At 41.0% G+C, this 23,083-nt stretch carries 20 protein-coding genes; 3 read left to right on the top strand and 17 right to left on the bottom strand.

Annotated elements, in window-relative coordinates; translation table 11 throughout:
• Window positions 1-2: 2 nt before the first annotated feature.
• The 10 genes from PHA78_RS03350 to yaaA all read right to left on the bottom strand — a co-directional run bounded on the left by PHA78_RS03350 (window position 3) and on the right by yaaA (window position 10,114).
• Window positions 3-1,103 (bottom strand): glycosyltransferase, encoded by a 1,101-nt coding sequence (locus PHA78_RS03350; RefSeq protein ID WP_044755398.1) that lies wholly within the window; start codon window positions 1,101-1,103, stop codon window positions 3-5.
• Window positions 1,104-1,168: 65 nt separating this feature from the next.
• Complete coding sequence (locus tag PHA78_RS03345; RefSeq protein WP_044755397.1) at window positions 1,169-2,395, bottom strand: glycosyltransferase family 4 protein; 1,227 nt, start codon at window positions 2,393-2,395, stop codon at window positions 1,169-1,171.
• 1 nt (window position 2,396) lies between these two features.
• On the bottom strand, window positions 2,397-2,996 hold the full coding sequence (locus PHA78_RS03340; RefSeq protein WP_249547920.1) for a sugar transferase: 600 nt from the start codon (window positions 2,994-2,996) through the stop codon (window positions 2,397-2,399).
• Window positions 2,997-3,005: 9 nt separating this feature from the next.
• Window positions 3,006-3,722 carry a Fic family protein gene (locus tag PHA78_RS03335; RefSeq protein WP_249547919.1) on the bottom strand — a complete coding sequence of 239 codons (717 nt, stop codon included), beginning with the start codon at window positions 3,720-3,722 and terminating at the stop codon, window positions 3,006-3,008.
• A gap of 85 nt (window positions 3,723-3,807) precedes the next feature.
• The gene (locus tag PHA78_RS03330) at window positions 3,808-5,634 is read right to left on the bottom strand and encodes a polysaccharide biosynthesis protein (RefSeq protein ID WP_044755394.1); all 1,827 of its coding nucleotides are present in this window, start codon (window positions 5,632-5,634) and stop codon (window positions 3,808-3,810) included.
• A gap of 29 nt (window positions 5,635-5,663) precedes the next feature.
• Window positions 5,664-6,395, bottom strand: a complete 732-nt coding sequence (gene cps4B, locus PHA78_RS03325) for a capsular polysaccharide biosynthesis protein Cps4B (RefSeq protein WP_272158451.1) — start codon at window positions 6,393-6,395, stop codon at window positions 5,664-5,666.
• A gap of 37 nt (window positions 6,396-6,432) precedes the next feature.
• On the bottom strand, window positions 6,433-7,119 hold the full coding sequence (locus tag PHA78_RS03320) for a tyrosine-protein kinase (RefSeq protein WP_272158450.1): 687 nt from the start codon (window positions 7,117-7,119) through the stop codon (window positions 6,433-6,435).
• 9 nt (window positions 7,120-7,128) lie between these two features.
• Window positions 7,129-7,818, bottom strand: coding sequence for a Wzz/FepE/Etk N-terminal domain-containing protein (locus PHA78_RS03315; RefSeq protein WP_024378209.1), 690 nt, complete (start codon window positions 7,816-7,818; stop codon window positions 7,129-7,131).
• Window positions 7,819-7,834: 16 nt separating this feature from the next.
• Window positions 7,835-9,274 carry an LCP family glycopolymer transferase CpsA gene (gene cpsA, locus PHA78_RS03310; protein ID WP_029176577.1) on the bottom strand — a complete coding sequence of 480 codons (1,440 nt, stop codon included), beginning with the start codon at window positions 9,272-9,274 and terminating at the stop codon, window positions 7,835-7,837.
• Window positions 9,275-9,379: 105 nt separating this feature from the next.
• On the bottom strand, window positions 9,380-10,114 hold the full coding sequence (yaaA, locus tag PHA78_RS03305; RefSeq protein WP_099878387.1) for a peroxide stress protein YaaA: 735 nt from the start codon (window positions 10,112-10,114) through the stop codon (window positions 9,380-9,382).
• A 118-nt stretch (window positions 10,115-10,232) separates the two neighbouring features.
• Between yaaA and PHA78_RS03300 the strand changes: the two genes are divergently transcribed.
• Window positions 10,233-11,492, top strand: a complete 1,260-nt coding sequence (locus PHA78_RS03300) for an aminotransferase-like domain-containing protein (protein ID WP_272158449.1) — start codon at window positions 10,233-10,235, stop codon at window positions 11,490-11,492.
• A 255-nt stretch (window positions 11,493-11,747) separates the two neighbouring features.
• Here the strand turns inward: PHA78_RS03300 and PHA78_RS03295 are convergent, their stop codons facing one another.
• Window positions 11,748-12,599 carry a DegV family protein gene (locus PHA78_RS03295; protein ID WP_099878378.1) on the bottom strand — a complete coding sequence of 284 codons (852 nt, stop codon included), beginning with the start codon at window positions 12,597-12,599 and terminating at the stop codon, window positions 11,748-11,750.
• Window positions 12,600-12,725: 126 nt separating this feature from the next.
• On the opposite strand from PHA78_RS03295, the gene PHA78_RS03290 reads away from it, so the two are divergent.
• Entirely contained in the window at window positions 12,726-13,130 is a 405-nt protein-coding gene (locus PHA78_RS03290) for a TetR/AcrR family transcriptional regulator (protein ID WP_272158448.1), read from the top strand.
• Between the two features lie 22 nt (window positions 13,131-13,152).
• On the opposite strand, the gene proC is transcribed toward PHA78_RS03290, so the two are convergent.
• The 4 genes from proC to PHA78_RS03270 form a co-directional block, all read right to left on the bottom strand.
• Window positions 13,153-13,938 carry a pyrroline-5-carboxylate reductase gene (gene proC / locus PHA78_RS03285; RefSeq protein WP_272158447.1) on the bottom strand — a complete coding sequence of 262 codons (786 nt, stop codon included), beginning with the start codon at window positions 13,936-13,938 and terminating at the stop codon, window positions 13,153-13,155.
• A 9-nt stretch (window positions 13,939-13,947) separates the two neighbouring features.
• Window positions 13,948-15,186, bottom strand: coding sequence for a glutamate-5-semialdehyde dehydrogenase (locus PHA78_RS03280; protein WP_272158446.1), 1,239 nt, complete (start codon window positions 15,184-15,186; stop codon window positions 13,948-13,950).
• Window positions 15,187-15,251: 65 nt separating this feature from the next.
• The gene (proB, locus tag PHA78_RS03275) at window positions 15,252-16,328 is read right to left on the bottom strand and encodes a glutamate 5-kinase (protein ID WP_272158445.1); all 1,077 of its coding nucleotides are present in this window, start codon (window positions 16,326-16,328) and stop codon (window positions 15,252-15,254) included.
• A 302-nt stretch (window positions 16,329-16,630) separates the two neighbouring features.
• Window positions 16,631-19,099: a bifunctional DnaQ family exonuclease/ATP-dependent helicase gene (locus PHA78_RS03270; RefSeq protein WP_443033302.1), complete on the bottom strand. Its 2,469-nt coding sequence runs from the start codon at window positions 19,097-19,099 to the stop codon at window positions 16,631-16,633.
• Window positions 19,100-19,204: 105 nt separating this feature from the next.
• On the opposite strand from PHA78_RS03270, the gene PHA78_RS03265 reads away from it, so the two are divergent.
• Window positions 19,205-19,843 carry an MBL fold metallo-hydrolase gene (locus tag PHA78_RS03265; protein ID WP_272158443.1) on the top strand — a complete coding sequence of 213 codons (639 nt, stop codon included), beginning with the start codon at window positions 19,205-19,207 and terminating at the stop codon, window positions 19,841-19,843.
• A 44-nt stretch (window positions 19,844-19,887) separates the two neighbouring features.
• Here the strand turns inward: PHA78_RS03265 and PHA78_RS03260 are convergent, their stop codons facing one another.
• Window positions 19,888-21,903 (bottom strand): M13 family metallopeptidase, encoded by a 2,016-nt coding sequence (locus tag PHA78_RS03260; protein WP_272158442.1) that lies wholly within the window; start codon window positions 21,901-21,903, stop codon window positions 19,888-19,890.
• Window positions 21,904-21,963: 60 nt separating this feature from the next.
• Entirely contained in the window at window positions 21,964-22,986 is a 1,023-nt protein-coding gene (locus PHA78_RS03255) for a PhoH family protein (RefSeq protein ID WP_272158441.1), read from the bottom strand.
• Window positions 22,987-23,083 lie beyond the last annotated feature (97 nt).

Raw genomic sequence — 23,083 nt, 5'->3', positions numbered from 1 at the left:
AATTAAATATCAGATAAACATTCAATAATCGTATCAATCCTGCTATTGCATGTTTTAGCCACATTAGCTAACTTATTTGATAGATTTGTCGGAAAGACCCCTGTACTAATAATCTCTGTCATCTTCTCTGCAAGTGATACGGGACTGTCTCCCTCAAAGAAGAGAATATTGTCATAACCGTCTAAAGCTTCTTTGGCATATGGATAGTTAGCTGCAATAATTTTTCCATGCGCCTGCATCCCTTCTAATAGGGGCATTGCATCTGTCTCTATCTTTGATGGAAAGAGCAATATCCCACTACTGTATAAAGTAAGTACTTCATTTCTAGGGAGTTCTCCACAAAACTCTATCTTATCTAAGTAAGGTTGCGCCTGCAACCATAAATTAGTAGCGTTCTTACTCTGATTGCGATCAAAAGTAAAGACAACCTTGAATGGATGACTACTCTTTTGTTCGATTAATGCTATAGCTTTTATTATAACTTTGTGGTTTTTATAAGGATAGGAAGCAGCTGGGTAAAAAAATGTTATCGGTTCTTCCAACGAATTGTTTACAGAATCTACTGTACTCAGACTGATAGGGGTTTTACAGACTTTGATGTTAGATTTTTTAATCCCGAACTGCCTCACCAATTCTTCCTGTATCCAAAGCGACGGAACTAATACTGACCTAGCAGTTTTTAAAGAACGAATAATTGCATGATTTACAAAAAACTGTTTAATGACAGCTTTTAGTGTTCCTAAGGTTTGAAATCCACACTTATATAAAGGGAGAACATTATGTAAGGATACTATTGTAGGTTTGTCCAAGCCAAAGACTTTCATATTTTGCAAAGACACAATCACACTAGCTTGATTATCTTGATATAATTTTTTTACAGTTGTCAAATTAGCAACCAATCTATGGAAAAATGATTTTGTTACCCACGGAATGTTTACAATTTTAATATTTCCTATGCTCACTAATTTTTGGTCACTTAAAACAAAAATCCATTCTATATCTGGATATTTGTCCTGACTTAGTCTAACTTCCTCATAAAAATCCGTTAAAACACTCAACGCACCTCCACTACGTGAAGCCACTGCGTAAACAATTATTGTCATATAAACTCCCTATCTTGTTTTACTACTAGATTAAGACTGATTATCTGGTAGCTTTCAAAATTAAATCATGAATTCGATTCTCGTGCTATAAATATCTCCAACTCATCCAATAAACATTCCCTATCAAAGTGAGCTTCACTATAGTTTAGTGCATTCTCTGCGAAACTTTCCTTAACTTCCGAATTAAGTTTTGAAAACTCTACAATATTGTCGATAAGCCCTCTAACATCTCCAGCTTCACTGACTAAGCCAGCTTGGGATTCTTTGATAATCTGAGCTGCTTCTCCATTCAATGAAGCAATAATCGGAATACCACATGCCATAGTCGATTGCAACTTAGCCGGTATAGTCATATCAAATAGCTCATTTTGAGCAAGAATAATCAGCGAAGCATCGCTATTAGCAAAGTAATAAGGAATTTCTTCTGGTTTTCTTTGACCGATAAAATTAAAATATTCTTCTACTTCTAAACGCTCAATTTCCTGTATCAATGTACTCTTATAACGACCTTCTCCAATAATATTGAACATAACTGACACATCAGCATTCTTCAACTCAATAGCAACCTCTGGTAAAATTCCTAAGCCCTGAGCTTCTCCTATATTTCCAGCGAACGTAATATTTAAACTATTCCCAGAAACTATTTCATTTTCTATGCGCACTCTCACTGGTGAGTAGTAATCCTCTGCATATTGGGGCCAAAATACTAACTTTTCTTGAACAATCCCTCTTTGTTGAATTTTATTCATAAAACTTCGTGAAGAGGTTAAGATATTTTCTGAATTTATATATATATAATCAACAATTTTATTTATATATTGAATTACCTGTCTATTGCGAATTCCTCCAACAACTTCCATACTTTCAGGCCATAAATCCATGACGTAAAGTATTTTAGGTATTTTATGTTTGTTTCCATACCAAATACCCGGGAGTGCTTGAGTTACTGGAGATAACTGATAAATAAATATTGCATCTGCTTTTAAACGTGTTAACTTGGCCCAAATATACCCTGATACAACAAAACTGAGATAATTTAAAATCATGCTGAGTTTGTTTTTTCCCCTCGGAAGCAAAGGAAGTCTGATTATTTTAACCCCATTATATTCCTCATCCTTTGAAAAAAAATGGTAACCGTCATAATAGGAACCTGAGGGGTAATTAGGGATTCCAGTCAATACTGTAACTTTATATCCTCGCTCTACCAATTTTAGACTAATATCATTAATTCGAAATTGTTCTGGATAAAAATATTGGCATACAACTAAAATATGCTTCTTCTCCTCTTTCACCTTATTTCTCCCTTTGCCCCGTTCCGCCTTCGACTACTCCTTCGCTCTTAGCAACACTAAGGAAAGTTCCAAAGAAACATTTAATATCCAACCCTAGACTCATATTTTGAACATAATATCCATCCAATTTTGACTTCTCATCGATTTCCAATTCATCACGACCATTAATTTGAGCCCAACCAGTTAATCCAGGTCGGATATCATTTGCCCCGTACTTATCACGTTCTTCAATAAGGTCATATTGATTCCACAATGCTGGTCTGGGTCCGACAATAGCCATTTCACCTTTTAAAATGTTAAATAGTTGCGGAAGCTCATCTAAACTCGTTTTTCGAAGAAAGCCTCCTACTTTAGTAATCATAGCATTCGGATCTTTTAATAAATGAGTTGGCATATCACTTGGTGCATCTACATACATCGAACGAAACTTATAAATCATGAAGTGAGTTTTATTTTTTCCAACACGTTTTTGTTTAAATAAAACAGGTCCTTTTGAATCCAGTTTAATAGCAATTGCAATCAGCAAAAGCACTGGACTTAATACTACAATAGCAAGACATGAAAAGACCATGTCAATAACTCTCTTTAAAATTGGATACATACAATCTCCTTAATCCTCAACCCTAAAATACTCTAAATACTGTTTAAATCTATCTTGTGCTGCTAGACAAGTATCCAGCAAGAAACCATTCTGCTCTCCCCACTCGGCTAAGCCACGATAGTAAAAATACTTCATGTCATCTCCGATGATAAAGGGGACATGTCCATGTTTGAGACATTCTTTGAACATAATGAGCCTGCCAACTCGTCCGTTACCATCTTGGAAGGGATGGATGCGTTCAAATCGAACATGAAAGTCAAGAATATCCTCAAAGGAAGTCTCAGGCAAGCGGTGATAGCTGTTCAACAATTCTTGCATATCGGATTCTACTTTTTCTGGCAAAGTAGTTTCACGTCCGCCAACTTCATTTGGGTACGACTTATAGTCTCCGACTTGAAACCATGACTTCCGAGAATCAGAGGTCCCTCTCTTCAAGATAGCATGAATCTCCTTTATCCAAGTTTCATTCAAATCATCTTGAAAGCTATCTAAGAGAAAATCAAAAGCCGTAAAATGATTGGTCGTTTCGATAATATCATCCACCTTTATGGTTGAATTTTCTTCAAAACCAATCGTATTGGTCTCATAGATATACCGTGTCTGGTCATGCGTCAGTTGACTCCCCTCTATATGGTTTGAGTTGAAAGCCAGCTCGATTTGAATCTTATGATAAAGACCGCCTTTGATTCTGTTTTCTTTTTCTCTTACTAACCTATGACCTAACATATCTTACCTCTGGAAAGTTTTTCAACCTTCCTAGAATTTAAACATCGTTTAAACTCTAGGAAAGTAAAAATATCTTTTACTTTCTTTATTCTTGTTTTGCAAATTCAATCAACACATCTTTTAATTCATTTCTATCTTTTTGGAGTAATCCATTGATAAATGAATTGACAATGTCCGATTGCTTATTTGTAACGCGACCCACAAATATTTTTTCATAAATCTGTTCGCTGACACGTTCTTCTGTTGATAGTAATTCCTCGTAAAGTTTCTCGCCTGGTCTGATTCCAGATTCTACAATCCCGATTTCTTCCTCAGTATGACCACTCAGCAGAATAACTTTTCTTGCCAATTCCAAAATTTGTACAGGCTCGCCCATATCCAAGACAAAGATTTCTCCACCTTTTGCCAAATGTCCAGCTTGTATAACCAAACGACTTGCCTCAGGAATCGTCATGAAATAACGAGTCATCCTAAAGTCGGTGACCGTAACAGGTCCACCTTTTCTAATTTGCTCTTTGAATAGCGGCACAACACTGCCACGACTACCTAGAACATTCCCAAAACGGACTGCAGCAAATTGAGTCTGACCTGGCTCGTTTAAACCTGTTACAATCATTTCTGCAACACGTTTAGTCGCTCCCATAACATTTGGTGGATTAACAGCTTTATCTGTTGAAACCATAACAAATTTGGCAACCTTTGCAGTTTTAGCCGCCTCAGCCACATTCTTCGTTCCAAAAATATTATTCTTCACTGCTTCATGTGGATTGTATTCCATCAAAGGAACATGCTTATGTGCTGCAGCATGATAAACAACATCGGGTTGATAATCAGCCATTATGCTAAAAATCAATTCTCTATCTTGAATATCTGCAATGAGAGGGACCAACTCAATCTTACCTTGGTACTTTTCCAGTAACTCTCGATGAATGAGATAGATTGAATTTTCTCCATGTCCAAGCAACATCAAGCGTTTAGGCATAAACTTAGCAATTTGACGACATAACTCTGAACCGATAGAGCCACCTGCTCCTGTGACAAGGATTGTTTTCCCTTTGAAAAACTGATTCAATTCATCCTGATCCAAAACAACCTCTGGTCGACCAAGAAGATCTGCTACGTCAATTTCCTGAAAGGCACTGACAGACATGTTCCCCGCCATAATGTCTTCAATGCTCGGCATATTATTGACGGTCACTCCTGTAGTGTTACAGATTTCAACAATCTTCTCTCGCTCCTTACCATTTAAAGAAGGGATGGCAATCGTCACTTGGTCAACAGCTAATTCCTCTACCAATCGTGGAATATCATTACGGTTTCCTAAAACTTTAGCGGTACGGATAAATGTTCCAAGTTTATTTGGATCACAATCAACAATACCGACAATTTCAAAATCCAATTTTCTATCTTCGACGGTATTGATAAAAGTATTCCCACCATCTCCAGCACCTACTACTAAGATTCTTAGTGGGCTAACCTTCTTACGGATAGCATTTTTTCTCGTCTCATGTAAGACTTTCCAAACAATCCTCGGAGTAATGAGCATTACATACGACAAAAATAAGGACACTAAGATGAAACGATAACTAAAGGTCTGCCATAGAATCATTGAAATGATTAAAAATAATGAATAAGCGGATATCAAACTCAGTCCTATTTTCACATAACTTTGATATCCAGTATACCTCGTAATTAACGAAAAAACCTTTAGTCTAACTGAGATAATCAGGTAGAATATTAAAACAAATAAAACTGCAAGAATAAAGCGTTCATCTGGAATGTCAATAATAACATCCAAAAACAGCCTGCTCAAAATCATGGAAACTATAAGAAGACACGTATCCATGCACATGAGTATCAATCGTTTACTGTTGCGCTCTAACAGTTTATCGTTAACAGTTCCTAAATTCATTTTTCTCTCCACAATCTAGAGTAACCAGTTTAAATCGCCTGGTTTTTTAATAGCATAAGAGGATTCTTTTTCAGCAACGCTTTCGCTTTATCTTTGCCAAATTCCTCTGTTATTAACTTATAAGCCTCCCTCATAAACGGAGGTCTACTAGATAAATTATGCATATCGCTAGCAACACAATGTACTAAGTCCTGCTCTAAAAAATACCGAGTGCGTTTTTTAAATTCTTTTGCTCGATCGCCAATTAAAGCGGGCTTCAGCACATGGTTACTATTTACCTGAGTGTAGCATCCCTTGTCAATTAGCTCTTCTACTCTCTCTGCATGAAACGCTAGTGCATCATATCGTTCTATATGGGCAAGTACAGGAGTTAGCCCAAGTAGCGTCACTTCGTTCACTGCTTCTTGAATCTCTTTCCAAGGAGTATTCATACTGAACTCCAAGAGAATATAGCGTGAGCCATTAAGCGTTGGTACTTTCTTTTTTTCAAGTTTGCTTAAGATATCTTTACTATAATACAATTCAGCACCATAGCACAATCGTATTTCAGGATAAACTTCTGCTACTGCTGCTTTAAGTTGAAGAAAGTTAGTCATGATAACTTTTTCTGGTGTTTCAAACATCCCTTTTCGTCTATGAGATGTCGCTACGATATAGCGAACACCTTGACGATAAGCTTCGCCTATCAAACTCAGGCTCTCTTCAATTGTCTTTGGACCATCATCCACACCAAATATAATATGCGAATGAACATCAATCATACTAACACCTACTTAATCAAAGCTCATATCATAAAAATCAAGCTTTTTTACCGTAATTACCATAATTTCCATAATCACCATATTTCTCAGTTGCAATATCATACTTGTTCAAGATAACGCCTAAAAACTGTGTTCCTGTTTGCTCCAACTGTTCCTTTACTTTTTTCACAGCTGAACGTTTAACATGTCCTGCCTCTGCTACTAAAACCATTGCATCACACTTCTGAGCAATAATTGCAGCATCAATTACCAGTCCTAATGGTGGACAGTCAACGATAACATAATCATAATAGCGACGAAGAGTCGCAAGTAGATTTTCAAAATTCTTACTTTGTAAAAGGGCAGTAGGGTTGGGAGAAACCTTTCCTGACTCAATGACGGTTAAGTTTGGAATATCTGTATCGCATAATCCTTGAGACAAGTCTGTTGTCCCTGCTAGGTAATCCGTCAAGCCTGTAATCTTTGTAATTGGCTTGAAGAAACCAGGCATGACTGAATTTCGGATATCTGCATCCACCAAAACGGTCTTATAACCTGAACGAGCATAGGCAATAGCGAGACTAACCGCAGTTGTACTCTTACCTTCATTTGATTGAACAGAGGTAATGCCAACAACCTTAATATCCGCTCCGCTAAGCTGAATGTTGGTACGGATGGCATTGAAATACTCCTCGGTTTTATTTACTATCTCTCTTTTTGTACGCGCAATTTCTAACGTTGCCATATTGTTCTCCTATTTCAATTTCTTCGAATCTGGTACTACACCAAGCAAGGTCAAGCCCATTACCTCTTCAATATCCTGAGGGCGTTTGACACGGTCATCCAAAACTTCCATAGCCAAGATAATTCCCGTTGCCAAGATACCTCCAGCTAATAAACCAAGCAAGATATTGCGTTTTATATTCGGAGTGGTTGGTTCTTCCGCTGGGACTGCTTCTTCAAGTGTTGTCACATCGCTTACTTTAGTGACCTCAACAATCTTTTGCGCTGCAAAGGTGCGAAGGCTATTTGCAATACGTGCCGCTTCATTTGGATCCGCATCACGCACGGAGATAGAAACGATACGAGTATCAACAGGAATAGAAACTGAAATTTTTTCTTTCAAACTCTCTTTCAGATTCAATTCCGTTGCTACTTGTGTCAATACATCTTGTGATAGGATAATTTCCTTATAGTCTTTTACCAAATAGGTACCCGCTTGTAACTCTTGGCTAGTCAATCCCGCACCGGCTTCAACATTTTGACTGACTACATAAATCCGTGTAGTGGAGTCAAATTGAGGGGTTACTAAAAAACTACTATAGACAAAAGCAATCCCTGCTCCAAAAAGAGCTGTGATGATAATAAGAAATTTCTTTCTCCAAATCGTTTTCAGTAAGAGTAAAATATCAATTTCGATTGTATTCATTTCTTGATTATTCATGTTTTCTCCTATTTTTTTAATTTCCATCCAATACTGACTGAATCGCTGCCTTTGCTTGCTCCAGACTATCTTGGTTAATTTCCATCATATAAAGTTGTGAACCAGGCATCGCATAAGAAGATAAATCTGAGCGTCCTGTTCCTGTCAATGCTTGTGACTCTACTGTAAATTGTGTTCCTGATTCTAATTGGGTATTTACCAAGCCCATAATCGTTTCTAAGCTCAAATCTGTTTGGATAGACCCTTCCAAACCAGTTAGAATAGCTTGATAATTGCGTAAATTCTCTGGTGAACTCAATTTTTTGATGAGGGCTGCAATGACTTTTTCTTGGTTTTTACCACGGTCATTATCACCATTAGCCAACGAATACCGCTCACGAACAAAGATTAGCGCTTGCTCTGCGTCTAGATGCACTGTCCCAACAGGGAAATTATACCCTCCGCTTGTAAATTCTTGGGTATTTTCAACATCAATACCACCAACCAAATCAATCAACTGCAAGAAGGAAGTAAAGTTGAGTCGGATATAGTTACTAATGTCAATACCATAAAGATTTTCTAAGGTGTGCACTGAGGCGTTAACACCATAAATCCCAGCATGTGTTAATTTGTCGTATTGATTTTGCCCACCATCTGCAATAGCAACGTATGAATCTCGTGGAGTAGTTGTCAATAAAATCTTATGTGTCGCACGATTGACAGTCATAATGATATTGACATCTGAACGTGAAACAGATGAAATTGGACCGTAAGTATCTATACCACTAATATAGATATTAAAGCTATCTCCACTCACCTGCTCAGTAGCTGTTTCAACAGTCTGAGTCACTTTGAAACTATATATTTTTTTTACTTTTGAAGAAAAGTCTGGGTCTTCATTTTCTAAAATATTGGTAAAAACTCCGTTGAAGACCATCGCTTGACTCTCGCCATTTATCATAGATTGATATGCTGTCAGGTAAGAGGTTGCGGGGCTAGTTGCTAGTTGAGTGGATTCCATTTTGGATATGTCATCCAATAAAGCGGTGATGTTATCTTGGTCGTATTCGGCTGGAGCAAGAATACTAGTAAGCTGACGAACATCTGTAATCTCACTATTTGCTGGGACAAGGATGCTCATTTCATATTCTGAAAATGTCGAATTTGAATTTAGCCGTGTTGAAAATTTTACAACTTCTTGCATTCCATAGATTCCGACGGAAGTGATGACTAGTGAAAAAATAAGTAAGAATGCTGTAAATATGCGCGCTTTCTTACGCCACATCAATAATCCAGCCAATACTGCCACTCCTACTAGCAAAAGCGTCACAATATAGTTTAAATACCGGAAATCTAGGATGTTATAGCGATACATGGTCACTAAGAACAAACATAGAGTAATGGCATAAAGTCCCAAAAGCGCAAAATTTACCAATTTGAACTTGGACGACTTACTTCGTCCGCTTCTCTTTTTCATAAACAACCTTCCTAGACTTTTACTTATAACGCACCCATTATATCATAGAAATTAATATTTTCCTATCCTTACTTAGTGCTGGAAAACGTTATCTTTTTCATAATTTCACATTTTGATTGATCGTATGAAGGTAAGTTGGTTTGCCGTTGATTCGGAAGTACAATATTCAAAGCCATCCACCTTAAAATCTTGAATATCCGATAATTTCTGAATATTGTTCTTAGCCAACCAGGACAGCAATCTTCCTCTACCTTTTTTTGATATAGTCGAGTGAACTTTTAGCTGACCTGCTTTTTCTTCCATGAAAAGAATTTTAACTAATCTTTTCTGAATCTGTGGAGAAAACACCTGCTCAAATTCTGACGAAGCCAATGAGAGAATCAGTTCATCATCACTAACTTCTTGGTCATAATACGGTCGCCAGTACTGTTTCAAAGACTGATTGCCTATCTTTAAGCTCCCTTGAAAATCTAAGCGGTGAGGTGAAATGAATTCAAAAGGATGAATCAATCCGTATAAGGCTGTCGCAACACGAACGTGGTCACGTAGGTAATTTTCTGCTTTCGAATCTATACCTCGCCTATCCATATAACGATACATGAGACCATCATATAACTGCCAGGCTGGATAGGTTTTTGCTTGACCTGTCCTGATTCGATACCAACGGTCAGCTTCTAACTCAGCCTTTGCTTCATTCAGTTTATAAAAGGCAGCCAGCTTTTTTACATCAAATTGACTTATGGCATCCAGCACCTGCTTGCTTCGATCAGACAGGGGATAAAACGAGGCATTCTCTAAATTTGTATTTACTTCTTTTGCATTAGGTATAATTATTTTCATCACTTAATTATACCATAGAGTAGCTTAATTCCTGAAACTCAACCCCATCCAGATGTTGTCTTTCTTCAATTTTTCCTATATACTAGCTAGTAACATAGTCTATAAAAAGGAGGCCTAGATGAAAAAATATCAAGTTATCATCCAAGATATTTTGACTGGAATAGAGGAACATCAATTCAAACGTGGAGAGAAATTACCTTCTATCCGTCAACTCAGCGAGCAATATCATTGTAGCAAAGACACTGTACAAAAGGCTATGTTGGAATTAAAGTACCAAAATAAGATCTACGCTGTCGAAAAAAGCGGTTATTATATCTTAGAAGATAGAGATTTCCAAGACCATACTGTAGAGCTCAATCCTGCAGACTTTCAAGAATTGCCCTATGAAGATTTTCGGATTTGTCTAAACGAAAGTCTTATTGGCCGGGAAAATTACCTATTTAACTACTATCACCAGCAAGAGGGATTGGCAGAATTGATTTCCTCCATTCAAAGTTTATTAATGGACTATCATGTCTATACAAAAAAAGACCAGCTGGTTATCACAGCTGGTAGTCAACAAGCTCTATATATTCTCACACAAATGGAAACCTTGGCTGGAAAAACGGAAATCTTGATAGAGAACCCTACCTATTCACGAATGATAGAACTCATTCGACATCAAGGAATCCCCTATCAAACAATTGAACGGGATTTAGATGGAATTGACCTAGAAGAATTGGAAAGTATCTTCCAAACTGGAAAAATCAAGTTTTTCTACACAATTCCTCGCTTGCACAACCCTCTCGGTTCAAACTATGATATAGCAACAAAAACAACCATCGTAAAATTAGCAAAGCAATACGATGTCTACATCATTGAGGATGACTATTTGGCGGATTTCGACTCTAGTCATAGCCTACCTTTACACTATCTTGATACAGATAATCGTGTCATCTACATAAAATCTTTTACACCGACGCTCTTTCCTGCCCTCCGAATCGGTGCAATCAGCCTTCCTAATCAGCTACGTGATACCTTCATCAAACATAAGAGTCTAATCGACTACGATACCAATCTTATCATGCAAAAAGCTCTCTCGCTCTACATTGATAACGGTATGTTTGCACGGAACACACAGCATCTTCATCATATTTATCACGCTCAGTGGAATAAAATAAAAGATTGTTTAGAGAAATACGCTTTGAACATCCCGTATCGAATTTCCAAAGGGAGCGTGACCTTTCAGCTAAGCAAGGGGATTCTTTCTCCTAGCATCCAACACATGTTTGAAAAGTGTTATTATTTCAGCGGACAGAAAGCTGATTTCTTACAGATCTTCTTTGAACAAGATTTTGCAGATAAACTGGAGCAATTCGTAAGATATTTGAATGAATGAAATCCAATAGTCTCATACAAACAATCCCCCTCGAACTTAAAAGACGAGGGGGATTATTCTATATAGTGGAAACTACATTCCAAAATTGTTATACTCTTCGAAAATCAAAATTATCCGTTGTCAAGAGCCTTGATGAGTGAAAAGCTCCAGTGGAGGTTTTCAGCCTGTTACCTTGAAATAAGATAGTAACAGAGTTCTATCTTCGACTTCGTTTCCTAGGCTACTTTTGATTTTCATTGAGTATTACTCTGTGAATCACGCTTTCACTTCATAGCCCATCAAAAGTCCACCTTCTTCAGCATAAAAACTGCATAGACCTGATGTTGCAACTTCGTCAATAACAGCCGTTGGAAAACTTGCTTTTACCAACTCTGAGAATTGTTGGAAGAACTTAGCATTGTTGCGGTGGGCCATGACAATTCGACCACCATCATAACCTGCTTTTTTCATTTCTTCAAAGGCTGCTGTCACAGATTTCTTATGACCACGCGCCTTTTGAAGCAACTCTAATTTTCCTTCAGCACTTGCCTCACCAACCATACGGATATTGAGAAGACCAACGACAGTGCCTACCAATTTGCTCAGTCTTCCATTCTTAACAAGATTATCAACCTTCGCTAAAACAAAGAGGAGCTTACTGTGTTCCCGATAGTGAGTTATCGCTTCTACTACTTGTGGAAAGTCTAATCCTGCACCAATTAAGCGATTGATTTCGTCAACAAGTAAATCCATTTCCCCACTGGCTGACAAACTATCTATCAAATGGATATTGACATTCGGATGCTCTTCGATATACATATCCCTAGCTACACGTGCCGCATTAAAACTACCCGATAGCCCTCCTGTAATCGTCACAACGATAATGTTCTCAGCTCCCTCAAAAGCTGTCTGATAAGCCTGCGGACTTGGGCACGCCGACCCCGCTGCAGACTTAGATGCTTCCATCACCTCCATCATGTGATCAATATCTAAGCTTGCATCATCAACAAATGCTTGTTCTCCAACTTGGATAGTAAGTGGCACACTAATAAATTCAGTGTCCGGAGCTAGATTAGCTAATTGACGATAGTCACAGCCCGAATCTGCAACAATTTTCCATTTTGTCATAATATTCTCATTTCCAATTTTACTTTTTTATTTGACAATAAATCTCTATTTACTTACAATTATATCATTAAACTACCCTATCTGAAAGCATTTTCTTTCAGATGTGACACTCGGAAAAGGAAAACTATGGCAGGTCGTAAAATTTCACCCCAATCTTTGAAAAACCTCTATCAATCAAATAAAGAAGCGAATCAACTGACTAAGGAATCAATAGAAACTGCTCTGCTATTTCTCCTAGAGAAAAAGGAGCTCAAGCAAATTTCAGTATCTGAATTGGTCCGAAAAGCTGGTGTGTCACGCAACGCATTCTACCGCAATTACAAGTCCAAGGAAGAAATTCTTGAAGCCTACTACGAACGGACTTCTAGCAATCTCAAGAAAAAATGGCAGGACTTACAGGACAAGGTTCAGATAGATGGTGTCAAACAGAGTTTTGCGGAATTTGTCCAAGAACAAAAACGCAAGGCAGAGCAAAGCAAGGCCCTGTCCAACGTCAGTCAATGGATCAAGGAAAAAACAAAACGGGATTAAAAGTCCCGTTTTTTGCTGTCTTCTATTTTTTGCCTAATTTTCTAGTCTTTTTGAGGGCGGCGGCGACTGCCTTGATGATGGCATAGCGGAAGCCTTCTTTTTCCAGTGCCACCACGCCTGCGATGGTTGATCCACCTGGCGAAGTCACTTCCTGTCTCAGCTGGGCTGGGTGCTTGTCGCTATTCAAGACCATCTGAGCAGTTCCAGCTAGGGTCTGAGCCGCCAGGGCCTTAGCATCTTGAGCCGTCAGCCCGTTCTGCACACCAGCATCGGTCAGGGCCTCAATCATCTGATAGACAAAGGCTGGTCCGCAGCCTGCGATAGCCGTCGCTGCATCAATCAGACTCTCTGGCACTTGCTGAACCTTGCCTGATTTTTCTAGGATTTGTTCCAATAGCGGAGCGAGCTCTTGATTGACCAAGCTATAGGTTGTCATGCCTTGGCCGATTGCAACCGGTGTGTTGGGCATGATACGAATGACTTTGTCTGTCGACACAAATTCTGCCAGGCTGTCAAGGGTCACTCCCGCTGCCATGGAAATCCAGATAGCTGACGAATTCTGGCTAATCTGGTCCTGTAAGGTTGACAAAACGGACTCAATCAGGTGAGGCTTGACACCAAGGAAAATGACCTCGGCCTGCTCTGCTATTTGACCATTAGACAAAAGCTGCCCGCCCAACTGCTCTTGAAGAGCCTGGGCTTTTGCTGGGTTGTGGTTGCTGAGGAGGAGCTGGGTGTCTGGCTGCTGGCTGACCGCTTGGGCCAGGGCCGCTCCCATGTTGCCCAGTCCGATAAAACCAATCTTCATCTTGTCCTCCTAACGAATGTGGCCGTCGCCTGTGATGATGTACTTGTAGGTGGTCATCTCACGCAGGCCCATAGGACCACGGGCGTGCATCTTCTGGGTGGAAATGCCCAACTCGCAGCCCAGACCGAACTCGCCGCCGTCAGTAAAACGGGTCGAGGCATTGACATAGACTGCCGCCGAATCCACATAGAGTGTGAAACGCTCTGCCGTCTGGCTGTTTTCCGTCACAATGGCCTCGCTGTGTCCTGTCGAATGTTGAGCGATGTGGCTGATAGCCTCTTCTACGTTTGAAACGACTTTGACAGCCAGAACATAGTCCAGAAATTCTGTATCAAAATCTTGATCACCTGCTGGTGTGGATTGGTTGAGAAGAGCCTGAGCCTGACTGTCTGCACGTAATTCCACCTGACCAGAAAGAGCTTCTTCCAAGCGTGGTAGGAAGTGACCAGCAATAGCTTCGTGAACCAGCAAGACTTCCGCTGAATTGCAGACTGAAGGTCGACTGGTTTTGGCATTGACCACAATCTGAAGGGCCTTATCCAAGTCCGCATCCTTATCCACATAGACATGGCAGATGCCCGTTCCTGTTTCGATAACAGGCACAGTCGCATTTTCTACAACGGCTTGAATAAGCCCTGCACCGCCACGTGGCACCAAGAGGTCAATCTTACCTTTGGCAGTCATCAACTCTGTCGCAGAGGCCCGGCTGGTGTCTTGAACCAACTCAATGACCTTTGGAGAAAGACCAGCCTCTTCCAAACCAGCCTTGAGGGCTGTAACAATGGCCTGAGCCGAATGAAAGGCTTCCTTGCCTCCACGCAAAATGACTGCGTTTCCGCTCTTGATTGCAAGGGCAGCGGCGTCTGAAGTCACATTGGGACGGCTTTCGTAAATCATTCCCACCAAGCCAAAAGAAATAGATTTCTTGCGAATGTTCAAGCCGTCTGCCCTAGTGGATTCTTCCAAGACTAGCCCAACAGGATCTGGCAAGCCAATCAAGGCCCGAATGCCGTCTGCCATAGCTTCAATCCGTTCAGCTGTCAGAAGCAAACGGTCCTGCATGACTTGGCTAATCTTGCCTTGGGCATTTTCCATATCGATGGCATTGCCTGTTAAAATCTCCTCAGTCTGAGCAACCAACTGGTCTGCCATAGCCGACAAGGCCTGATTCTTCTGTTCGGTTGTTGCAAGGTTGATAGAAGCCTTGTGAGCCAATAAACTATCTAATAATGCTTGTGTTGTTGTCATAAATTTCTCCTATTTAGTCTTTCAGTTTGCTCGTTCGTCACAATAATAAATGATAAACTGAACGACTATAGACTAACCCAATCGTTGCGGTGAATGAGCACGCCTTCTGCTCTGCCATTTGCCAACTGGGCCTGCAAGTCTTTAGAGGACAGTTTGACCCGCCCTTTACCAATCAAACGGTGGTCTGCTTGGCTATAAACTTCCACAACCTGCCCCACTTCAAAGTCGCCTTCGAGGGCTTTGACACCGGCAGCTAACAAACTGCGACCTTGGTGCAACATAGCCTCAACCGCACCAGCATCCACTTCAACCGCTGCGTCTGTACGAGCATAGAAGGCCATCCACTGCTTGCGTTGGTTCATGGTGTTGCTGTCTGCTAAAAAGAGGGTGCCACGGTTGGCTTGGGTAACTGCTTGTAAAAGAGCTGTGTCCTCTTTTGAAGAGCAGATAAAGACTGGCACGCCCGACTTGGTCGCAATCTGTGCCGCCTGCAATTTTGTGGTCATGCCTCCAGTCCCGTTGGACGAGCCTGCTCCTGCTGCCATGGCAAACAAATCTTCTGTAATTTCCGTGATTTCCGGCAAATGCTGGGCAGTCGGATCGCTATTAGGATTGGCCGTGTAAAGTCCGTCCACATCCGTCAAAAGCACCAAGAGGTCTGCTTTCAAGAGTGAAGCCACCTGGGCAGACAGGGTATCATTGTCCCCCACCTTGATTTCCTCAATAGCAATAGTATCATTTTCATTGATAATGGGAATAGCTCGTTGTTTGAGCAAGATCTGCAAGGCTTGAGAGGCATTCTGATAACGTCTAGCATCCGCAAAATCATCCTGGGTCAGCAAAATCTGTGCCGATACAATGCCGTCCTTCATCAGATTCTGCGTGTATTCCTCAATCAGCAAGCCCTGACCAACTGCTGCAGAAGCCTGTTTCTCCGCAATCTTTGTCGGCCGCTTGTCAAATCCCAATCTCCGAAAACCAGCAGCAATCGAGCCCGAAGTCACCAGCACAATCTGGTAGCCCTTCTGGTGCAACTGAGCGAGCTGATTGGTAATCCGAGCAAGCTTAATGCGGTCCAGACTGCCATTTTCTTGCGTCAGAGAACTCGTCCCCACTTTAAATACAATCGTTTCTTCTGTCATAGCCATCTCTTTCAAAACTAATATTTGAAAAATTATACCATATTTTATACATAAAGAAAATCAATGTTATTCAGCAGAGAATGAGGGAAAATTCCTAGAAATAATACTCTTAAAAAAGGAAGCCTTACCGCTTCCCATTATAGTCTTTTAGTTTACTTTTAGTACTAGGCAACGAGCCGCAGGCATAACTGAAGTTAGGCAAGGTGAGTTCAAATACTCCTGTGGAGTGTTTGAAGTTGGAAATAGGGAAATGATATTTCCTCGTACGTCGACGTAATAAAAGATAAACTAAATGACGATATTTATTCAAAAAACTCTTCTACTACCTCTACTATCTCTTCCTCTCTAGGTTTCAAAACAGTATATTCTTTTCCAAAGAAGGACAAAATTTGCTGTCCATAGCGTTTTGTATGGATGCGAGGATCTAATACCAAAACTAGTGAATCTTGGTTGTCGTGCCGATTGGTCCGACCCATGGCTTGTTTGAGTTTAATCATCATCATAGGCAGGCTGTAATCGTAAAATGGATTTTTCCCTTCCTCACGCAGATGGTGATTGATTTTCTGGACAAAACGGTCCTTGGGATTGTCGAAGGGCAGTCTTGTAATGACCTGAATCAGTTGGTCATGACTGGCAAAATCGACTCCCTCCCAGAAGACACCTGTTCCAAGCAAAATCTGGCATTCACCCCGTTCAAATTTGCGTTTGAGAGTCATTTCCTGGCCATGCTTGTGTTGGGCTAGGTGGGGAATATTACTGTCTTCTAAGAAATCCGACACCTGCAAGAGCAGAGAAATAGAGGTAAACAAGACCAAAATCGGTCGTCCCAGCTCTGCTATTTCTCCTAAAGTAGTAGCCAAATAGGCTGCATGCTCTTCTTTTGAATAAGCGAGGATGTCAGGGAGGTGGGTTGGAAAGAGTAGCTGTTGGTTGGTCACTGCCTGCGTGGGAAGCAAGTCCATGGTGACTTGCTCAAATCCAAGCAAATCCGCTAGGCTGACCTTTTTACTGATGGTCAAGGTAGCACTGATGCAGAAAATCTTGGTGTCTGGCAGGTAGTTGGTCACATTCAGGAGGCTATCCTTGGAGCCACGCAGATAAGCAATCCGCTTGTCCTCAAGATTTTTCTCCTCCAACCAAAAATGGTCATACCTATCAAGGAGATGGTCCAGGTCCTGTAGGTCAATATCCTGTAATTCGGCCAAATTCTGCTTGACTTGGTCCAGTTCTTCTTTTGAAATTTCCCGCTGCCCATGCTGGCGAAAACGGGTCAAGAGATGGCTAAGCTCAAACTGACAGGATTCATAGAGGCGCTGGTCTAGGAGCTTATCTGCCTTATCTTTCTTACTCTGCAATGCTTGCAAAAGAGCCGTTATATCCTGTGAATCTGTCGCGAGATTTTCAGCAGCCAAGAGAAATTTCTGGGCCTCGTCGATGACCACCAAACGATTGTTCATCAGTGGATCTTGGTCCTTGAGATGACTGAGAAAATAGGCGTGGTTGGTGATGAGCAACTTGCTGGATAAGGCTTGCTGGTTCAAACGTTGCCAAAAATCCCAGCCCCAGAAAAGACTTTCTGGCTCCAAATTGCCATCATGGGCAATCTCATCAAAGTAGGCTTGATAGCGTTGTTTCTGCTTGAGTTCGTCCAAATCGCCTGTATGAGTTTCTGTTAGCCAGACCAGGACCTGCATCTTAAATTGATTGACTAGACGATTGTCATCCTGTCTTTGCAGGGTTTTCCAATACTTATCCAATTTGATAAAATGTTTGGGCGACTTGAGGGATGCCATGGAAACATGAAAAATCTCTCGTAGCTTGCTTCCCTCTTTGTCCATAATTTGCTCTTGAAGGAGCTTGGTCGGCACCGTAACTAGTAGGGGCTGGTCCGACTTGGCAAGCAGGGGCAGTAGATAAGCGTAGGTCTTGCCCAAGCCTGCCTGTGCCTGTATAAAATGCACTTTTTCTTCATCAGCCAAGCGTTTTTCGACCACTTGAGCGAAGGCTGTTTGTTTTTTTCGTTCATGCAGACCGAGTAGGGCAAGATTAGTCACAAAATCTTCCGATAGATGGTAGGCTGGCTGGTCTTTTACTGGCTTTTTCAAGACCAAGCCGTGAATACTTTCTAGACTGGTCGATATCGTTTCTGATAGAACAGGAACCATTTCATCAATGACCAGACGGGATTCAAAGAGCAAATTGTCCGCCAAATCAAGAATCTTTTCAACAATAGATTGAGGTAAACTCTTAATTTTCTCTTGGATTTTGATGAGGAGACGAGCCGTTGCCATGGCATCTGATATGGCCGTGTGAGCCTGGTCCAAACCAAGTTCCAAATGCTCTGCAAGATTTCCCAGACTGTATTTGTCAAAGGTTGGGAAAAATAGCTGTGCTAATTCCACTGTATCCACACGAGGCGTTAACAGTTCATAACCTTCAAAAAAGAGTGCTTCTGCCAAGAGATTGGCATCAAACTTGACATTATGGGCTACAAAAATAGCATCTCCAATCATGTCATAAATGGTACTTGCAACCTGACCAAAATCTGGAGCCTGACTTAGCTGTTGGTCTGTGATACCTGTCAGATTCTTGATATGGTCATCAAGTGGTTCATAGGGATTGATATCTGTCGCGTAACTGTCAATGATTTCTCCGTTTTCAACCAGAACAATCCCGATTTGAATGATTTTTGCATCGGCTCCTGTACCAGTTGCTTCCAAATCCACAACGGCATACCGATTGCTTGTTCTTGTGTCTTTCATACTGTTCATTATAGCACATTCGCTCCCACTGAAAAAGCCTCAAACAAAATCCATGAAGGGAGCCAAATTTTTTGTTAGACTATTATAAAAACTGTTTCTGTGAGGAGAAATACCATGCTTATTCACAAATCTATCAACCCTGTTGCCTTTCAAAATACCTACTACATTGAAAACGATAGCCACCTGCTTGTCGTTGACCCAGGTAGTGACTGGACCAAAATCCAAGCAATGATTGAAAAAATTGGCAAGCCCATTTCAGCAATTCTCTTGACCCACACCCACTACGACCATATTATGAGTTTGGACATTCTGCGTGAAACCTACAATTTCCCGCCTGTCTATGTGGCTGAAAGTGAGGCTAGCTGGCTATTTACACCTGAGATGAACCTGTCTGGCCTGCCTCGTCACGATGATATGGAAAATGTAGTCTGCCGACCAGCTGAAAAAAACTTCCAATACCAAGAAGACTACCAGTTTGACGGTTTTCGTTTCAAGGTTGTGCCAACACCCGGCCACTCCATCGGTGGGGTATCCTTTATTTTCCCAGAAGCTGAAGCGGTCATTACAGGTGATGCTCTCTTCCGTGAAACGATTGGGCGTACAGACCTGCCAACCAGCAATTTTGACGACTTGATTGCGGGTATCAGAGAACACATCTTTACCCTACCAAACCACTACACTGTCCATCCCGGTCACGGTCAAAATACCAGCGTTGGACATGAGAAAAATTTCAATCCATTTTTTAGACTGTAAAAATAAGTACTGCCCAGTTCTGATTGAACCAGGCAGGTTTTAATTTACCACATAACCAGTCTCTCTTCGGGTGCCCTATACATGGGGTCTCCCTTTTGAATAGTGTAGACTTCATAAAAATCATCCATTTGCTGTAATTGGAGATTGACCCGAAATTCCTCAGGAGAATGTGTGTCTACCTGAAGTTGATAACGGCCATAATCAACCGCAACTATTTCTCGACGGCTACGAGCATAGTGCTCAAAAAATTCTTTTAGATTAGCTGACGGTTCTTCTTTTTTGAGCGTAGCCAAGGCAATCTGTATTCCTCCCAAATCCGCAAGATTTTCAGATAGAGTCTGTTGCCCATTTATTCTACCACCATAAACTTCCAGACCATCAAACAAGTCTACTAGGACTTGATTTTTTTCTTCAAACGCTAGTCTATCTCGCTCTGTCCACCAGTCTTTTAGACTACCAGTCTCATCAAAATTTGCTCCTGTGGCATCAAAGGCATGAACAAACTCATGAGCGATAATTTTGCCAATCCCGCCATAATTCTCGGCTACAGATTGATTTTTGTCATAATAGGGAGCTTGTAAAATAGCCGCCGGAATATAAATAGCATTCTGACTAGGAGCGTAGGCGGCTGTTACTTCACTTGCCGATACATTGCTAGCCCAAGTTTGTCTATCTATTGGCTGACTATAACGCTCGAAAACACCTGTTCTAGCTTGAATCGTAATAGCCAAAACATTTTCAATATAAGACAAGTCTTCACGAACCTTTAATGACTTGGTCCAGTCGCTCAACTCCCTTGGATAGCCGATATGATAAGTGATATTTTCTAATTTTTTAATTGCGGCTTGCTTGGTGGCTTGACTGAGCCATTTATTGGCTAGAATCCTTTCTTGATAAGTCCTAGAGATTGCCTCAGCCATTTCCTGAATGGCAAGTAAGTCCGTTTCATCGGCATAGTTATGACCATAATAAACACCCAAGCTTTCCTTGAAAATTCCAGTCACATCCAGATAAGTCATGTAATCATTTGGGTAGGAGGCTGAAAGTCCTTGGACTTCTGCATGAAATCTCCCTGCTGTCTGCATAATTTCCCCAGTCAAATAGGGAGCTAACTTCATTGCTTGGCTAACCAAAGCCCATGATCGATATTCTGAGAAATTTTCTTCCTTGATAAATTGGGATAATTGTTCAAAATAACTTGGATTAGAAACATAAACTTCCTCCGGTTCCAAGCCCACCAGGCCTACTAATTGTTCTTCAATCGATAAAGCTGGAGAGAAGTTTTTGACCTCTGAGAATGTTCTAAGTTCTTCTGCGTTCACAGGACCCCAATCACTATGCACATTCTCACTAGCTGGTAGAGTGTCAACGAGTCGATTGTCAAAAGCAATGGCACCTTCAACCAAAGCAGTGGCCTCCTCGTCTGAGTAGCCACATTTTTCCAAAATATGTCTCACAGATATACGGTAAGAATCCATGAGTTTCTCACGAACAGTCCTGTCTTCATAGTAGGACTTATCAGGCAGAATCGTCTGAGGTGGTAGTAAAATTAGCATTCTTTCAGATGTGTTTCGTGGATTGGCAATCACATCAAGACCATAGGGCAATGGATAGTCCTTACGAATCCAATCTTGACTAAGCGATTTCAGCTCGGAAAACGAAGTAATTCCCATCATTTCATCCAGTATCATTCTAGCTACTCTGACACCATCTTCTTCCCTTTTGGTAAAATCAAGACCTTGCTGATACAACTTGATAAATTCTACTAAATCCTCAGACTGAGGCTCTAGCTGACCAGCTACCATTTTGTCAAAATCCGATTTTAATTGCTCATCTACTTCCATTTGCAATCTTGTAAACTCATTGTAGAATGGTGTACCACTTGATAACCAGCCACCATTTAACCAGTCCTTGTTTATGGCTTGATAAAAATTAGTTTGGATAGTCGGTTCTGCTTTTTCAACTTGTGTTTGGTCATCTCTTATTTTCTGACCACCACAGGCAGCTAAGAGACAGCTAAAACCAAGCAAAACCAATCTCAGTAGACCTTGTTTTATCACGCGTCACTCCCTCATTTGTTTTCCACAAACTATTTCGACAGACAAAGATGCAGAAAATAATTACTCCTCCGCATCTTGCACTTTCTTCAGCTCCCCAATCGTTTCAAAACTTGCTCGGTTATCCGCAGCCAGAGCCTCCTGCTCATAGGCATTGATAATCTGGGCAACGACTGGGTGGCGGACCACATCCTTGGCTGAAAAATGTACGAAATCAATCTGTGGAATTTTGCTTAGTTTCTCTGTCGCATCAATTAAACCTGACTTAACCTTGCGTGGCAGGTCAATCTGACTAATATCCCCATTGACAATCATCTTGGAATTAAAGCCAAGACGAGTCAGGAACATCTTCATCTGCATAATGGTGGTATTTTGCGCCTCATCCAAGATGACAAAGGCATCCTCCAAGGTCCGACCACGCATATAGGCTAGCGGGGCAATCTCGATAATTTCCCGCTCCATGAGCCGTGTCGTCTGCTCCTTACCCAAAATCTGGTAGAGGGCATCATAGACCGGGCGCAAATAGGGGTCTACTTTTTCTTTTAAGTCCCCAGGTAAAAAGCCTAAACTTTCGCCTGCCTCAACCGCAGGACGGGTTAGGACAATCCGCTTGACCTGACCCCGCTTGAGGGCTGTAACAGCTAAGGTAACCGCTAAGAAGGTCTTCCCTGTACCAGCAGGACCAATTCCAAACACGATATCATGACGTTTTACGCTGTCTACATAGAGTTTTTGACCAAGGGTCTTTACGCGAATGGGTTTGCCGTAGTTATCCTTGATGATTTCTTCTTCGTAGAGGGCAACGAATTTTTCAATCTCATCATTTTTGACCATGGAAATAGCCGTGACCACATCTGGCGTATTGATGACCAGACCTCGATTAACCAAGACTAAGAGGGACTGAATAACCAGGCGAGCCTGTTCGACATGCTCTTCTTGCCCAATCACTTGAACTTTTTCCGTTCGTGCATGGATGACCACGTCCAATTCTTGCTCCATCAAACGTAGATGGCGCTCGTTAGACCCAAAGAGACTAAACAAATCATCTGGATGTTTTAATTGAATATCAATCGAATGTTCTTGCAAGAAACTTCTCCTTTGGTAGCTTTTCTATTATTATACCAAAATTTTCCACCAACTGAATTTTCGAGGTAAAAAGAAAACAGTGAATATGGCGATATTC

The sequence above is a fragment of the Streptococcus sp. HN38 genome (assembly GCF_028335765.1).
Taxonomy (GTDB): Bacteria; Bacillota; Bacilli; order Lactobacillales; family Streptococcaceae; genus Streptococcus; species Streptococcus suis_P.
Note: the sequence above shows the minus strand (reverse complement) of the source record. Positions and strands in the feature narration are given on the sequence as shown.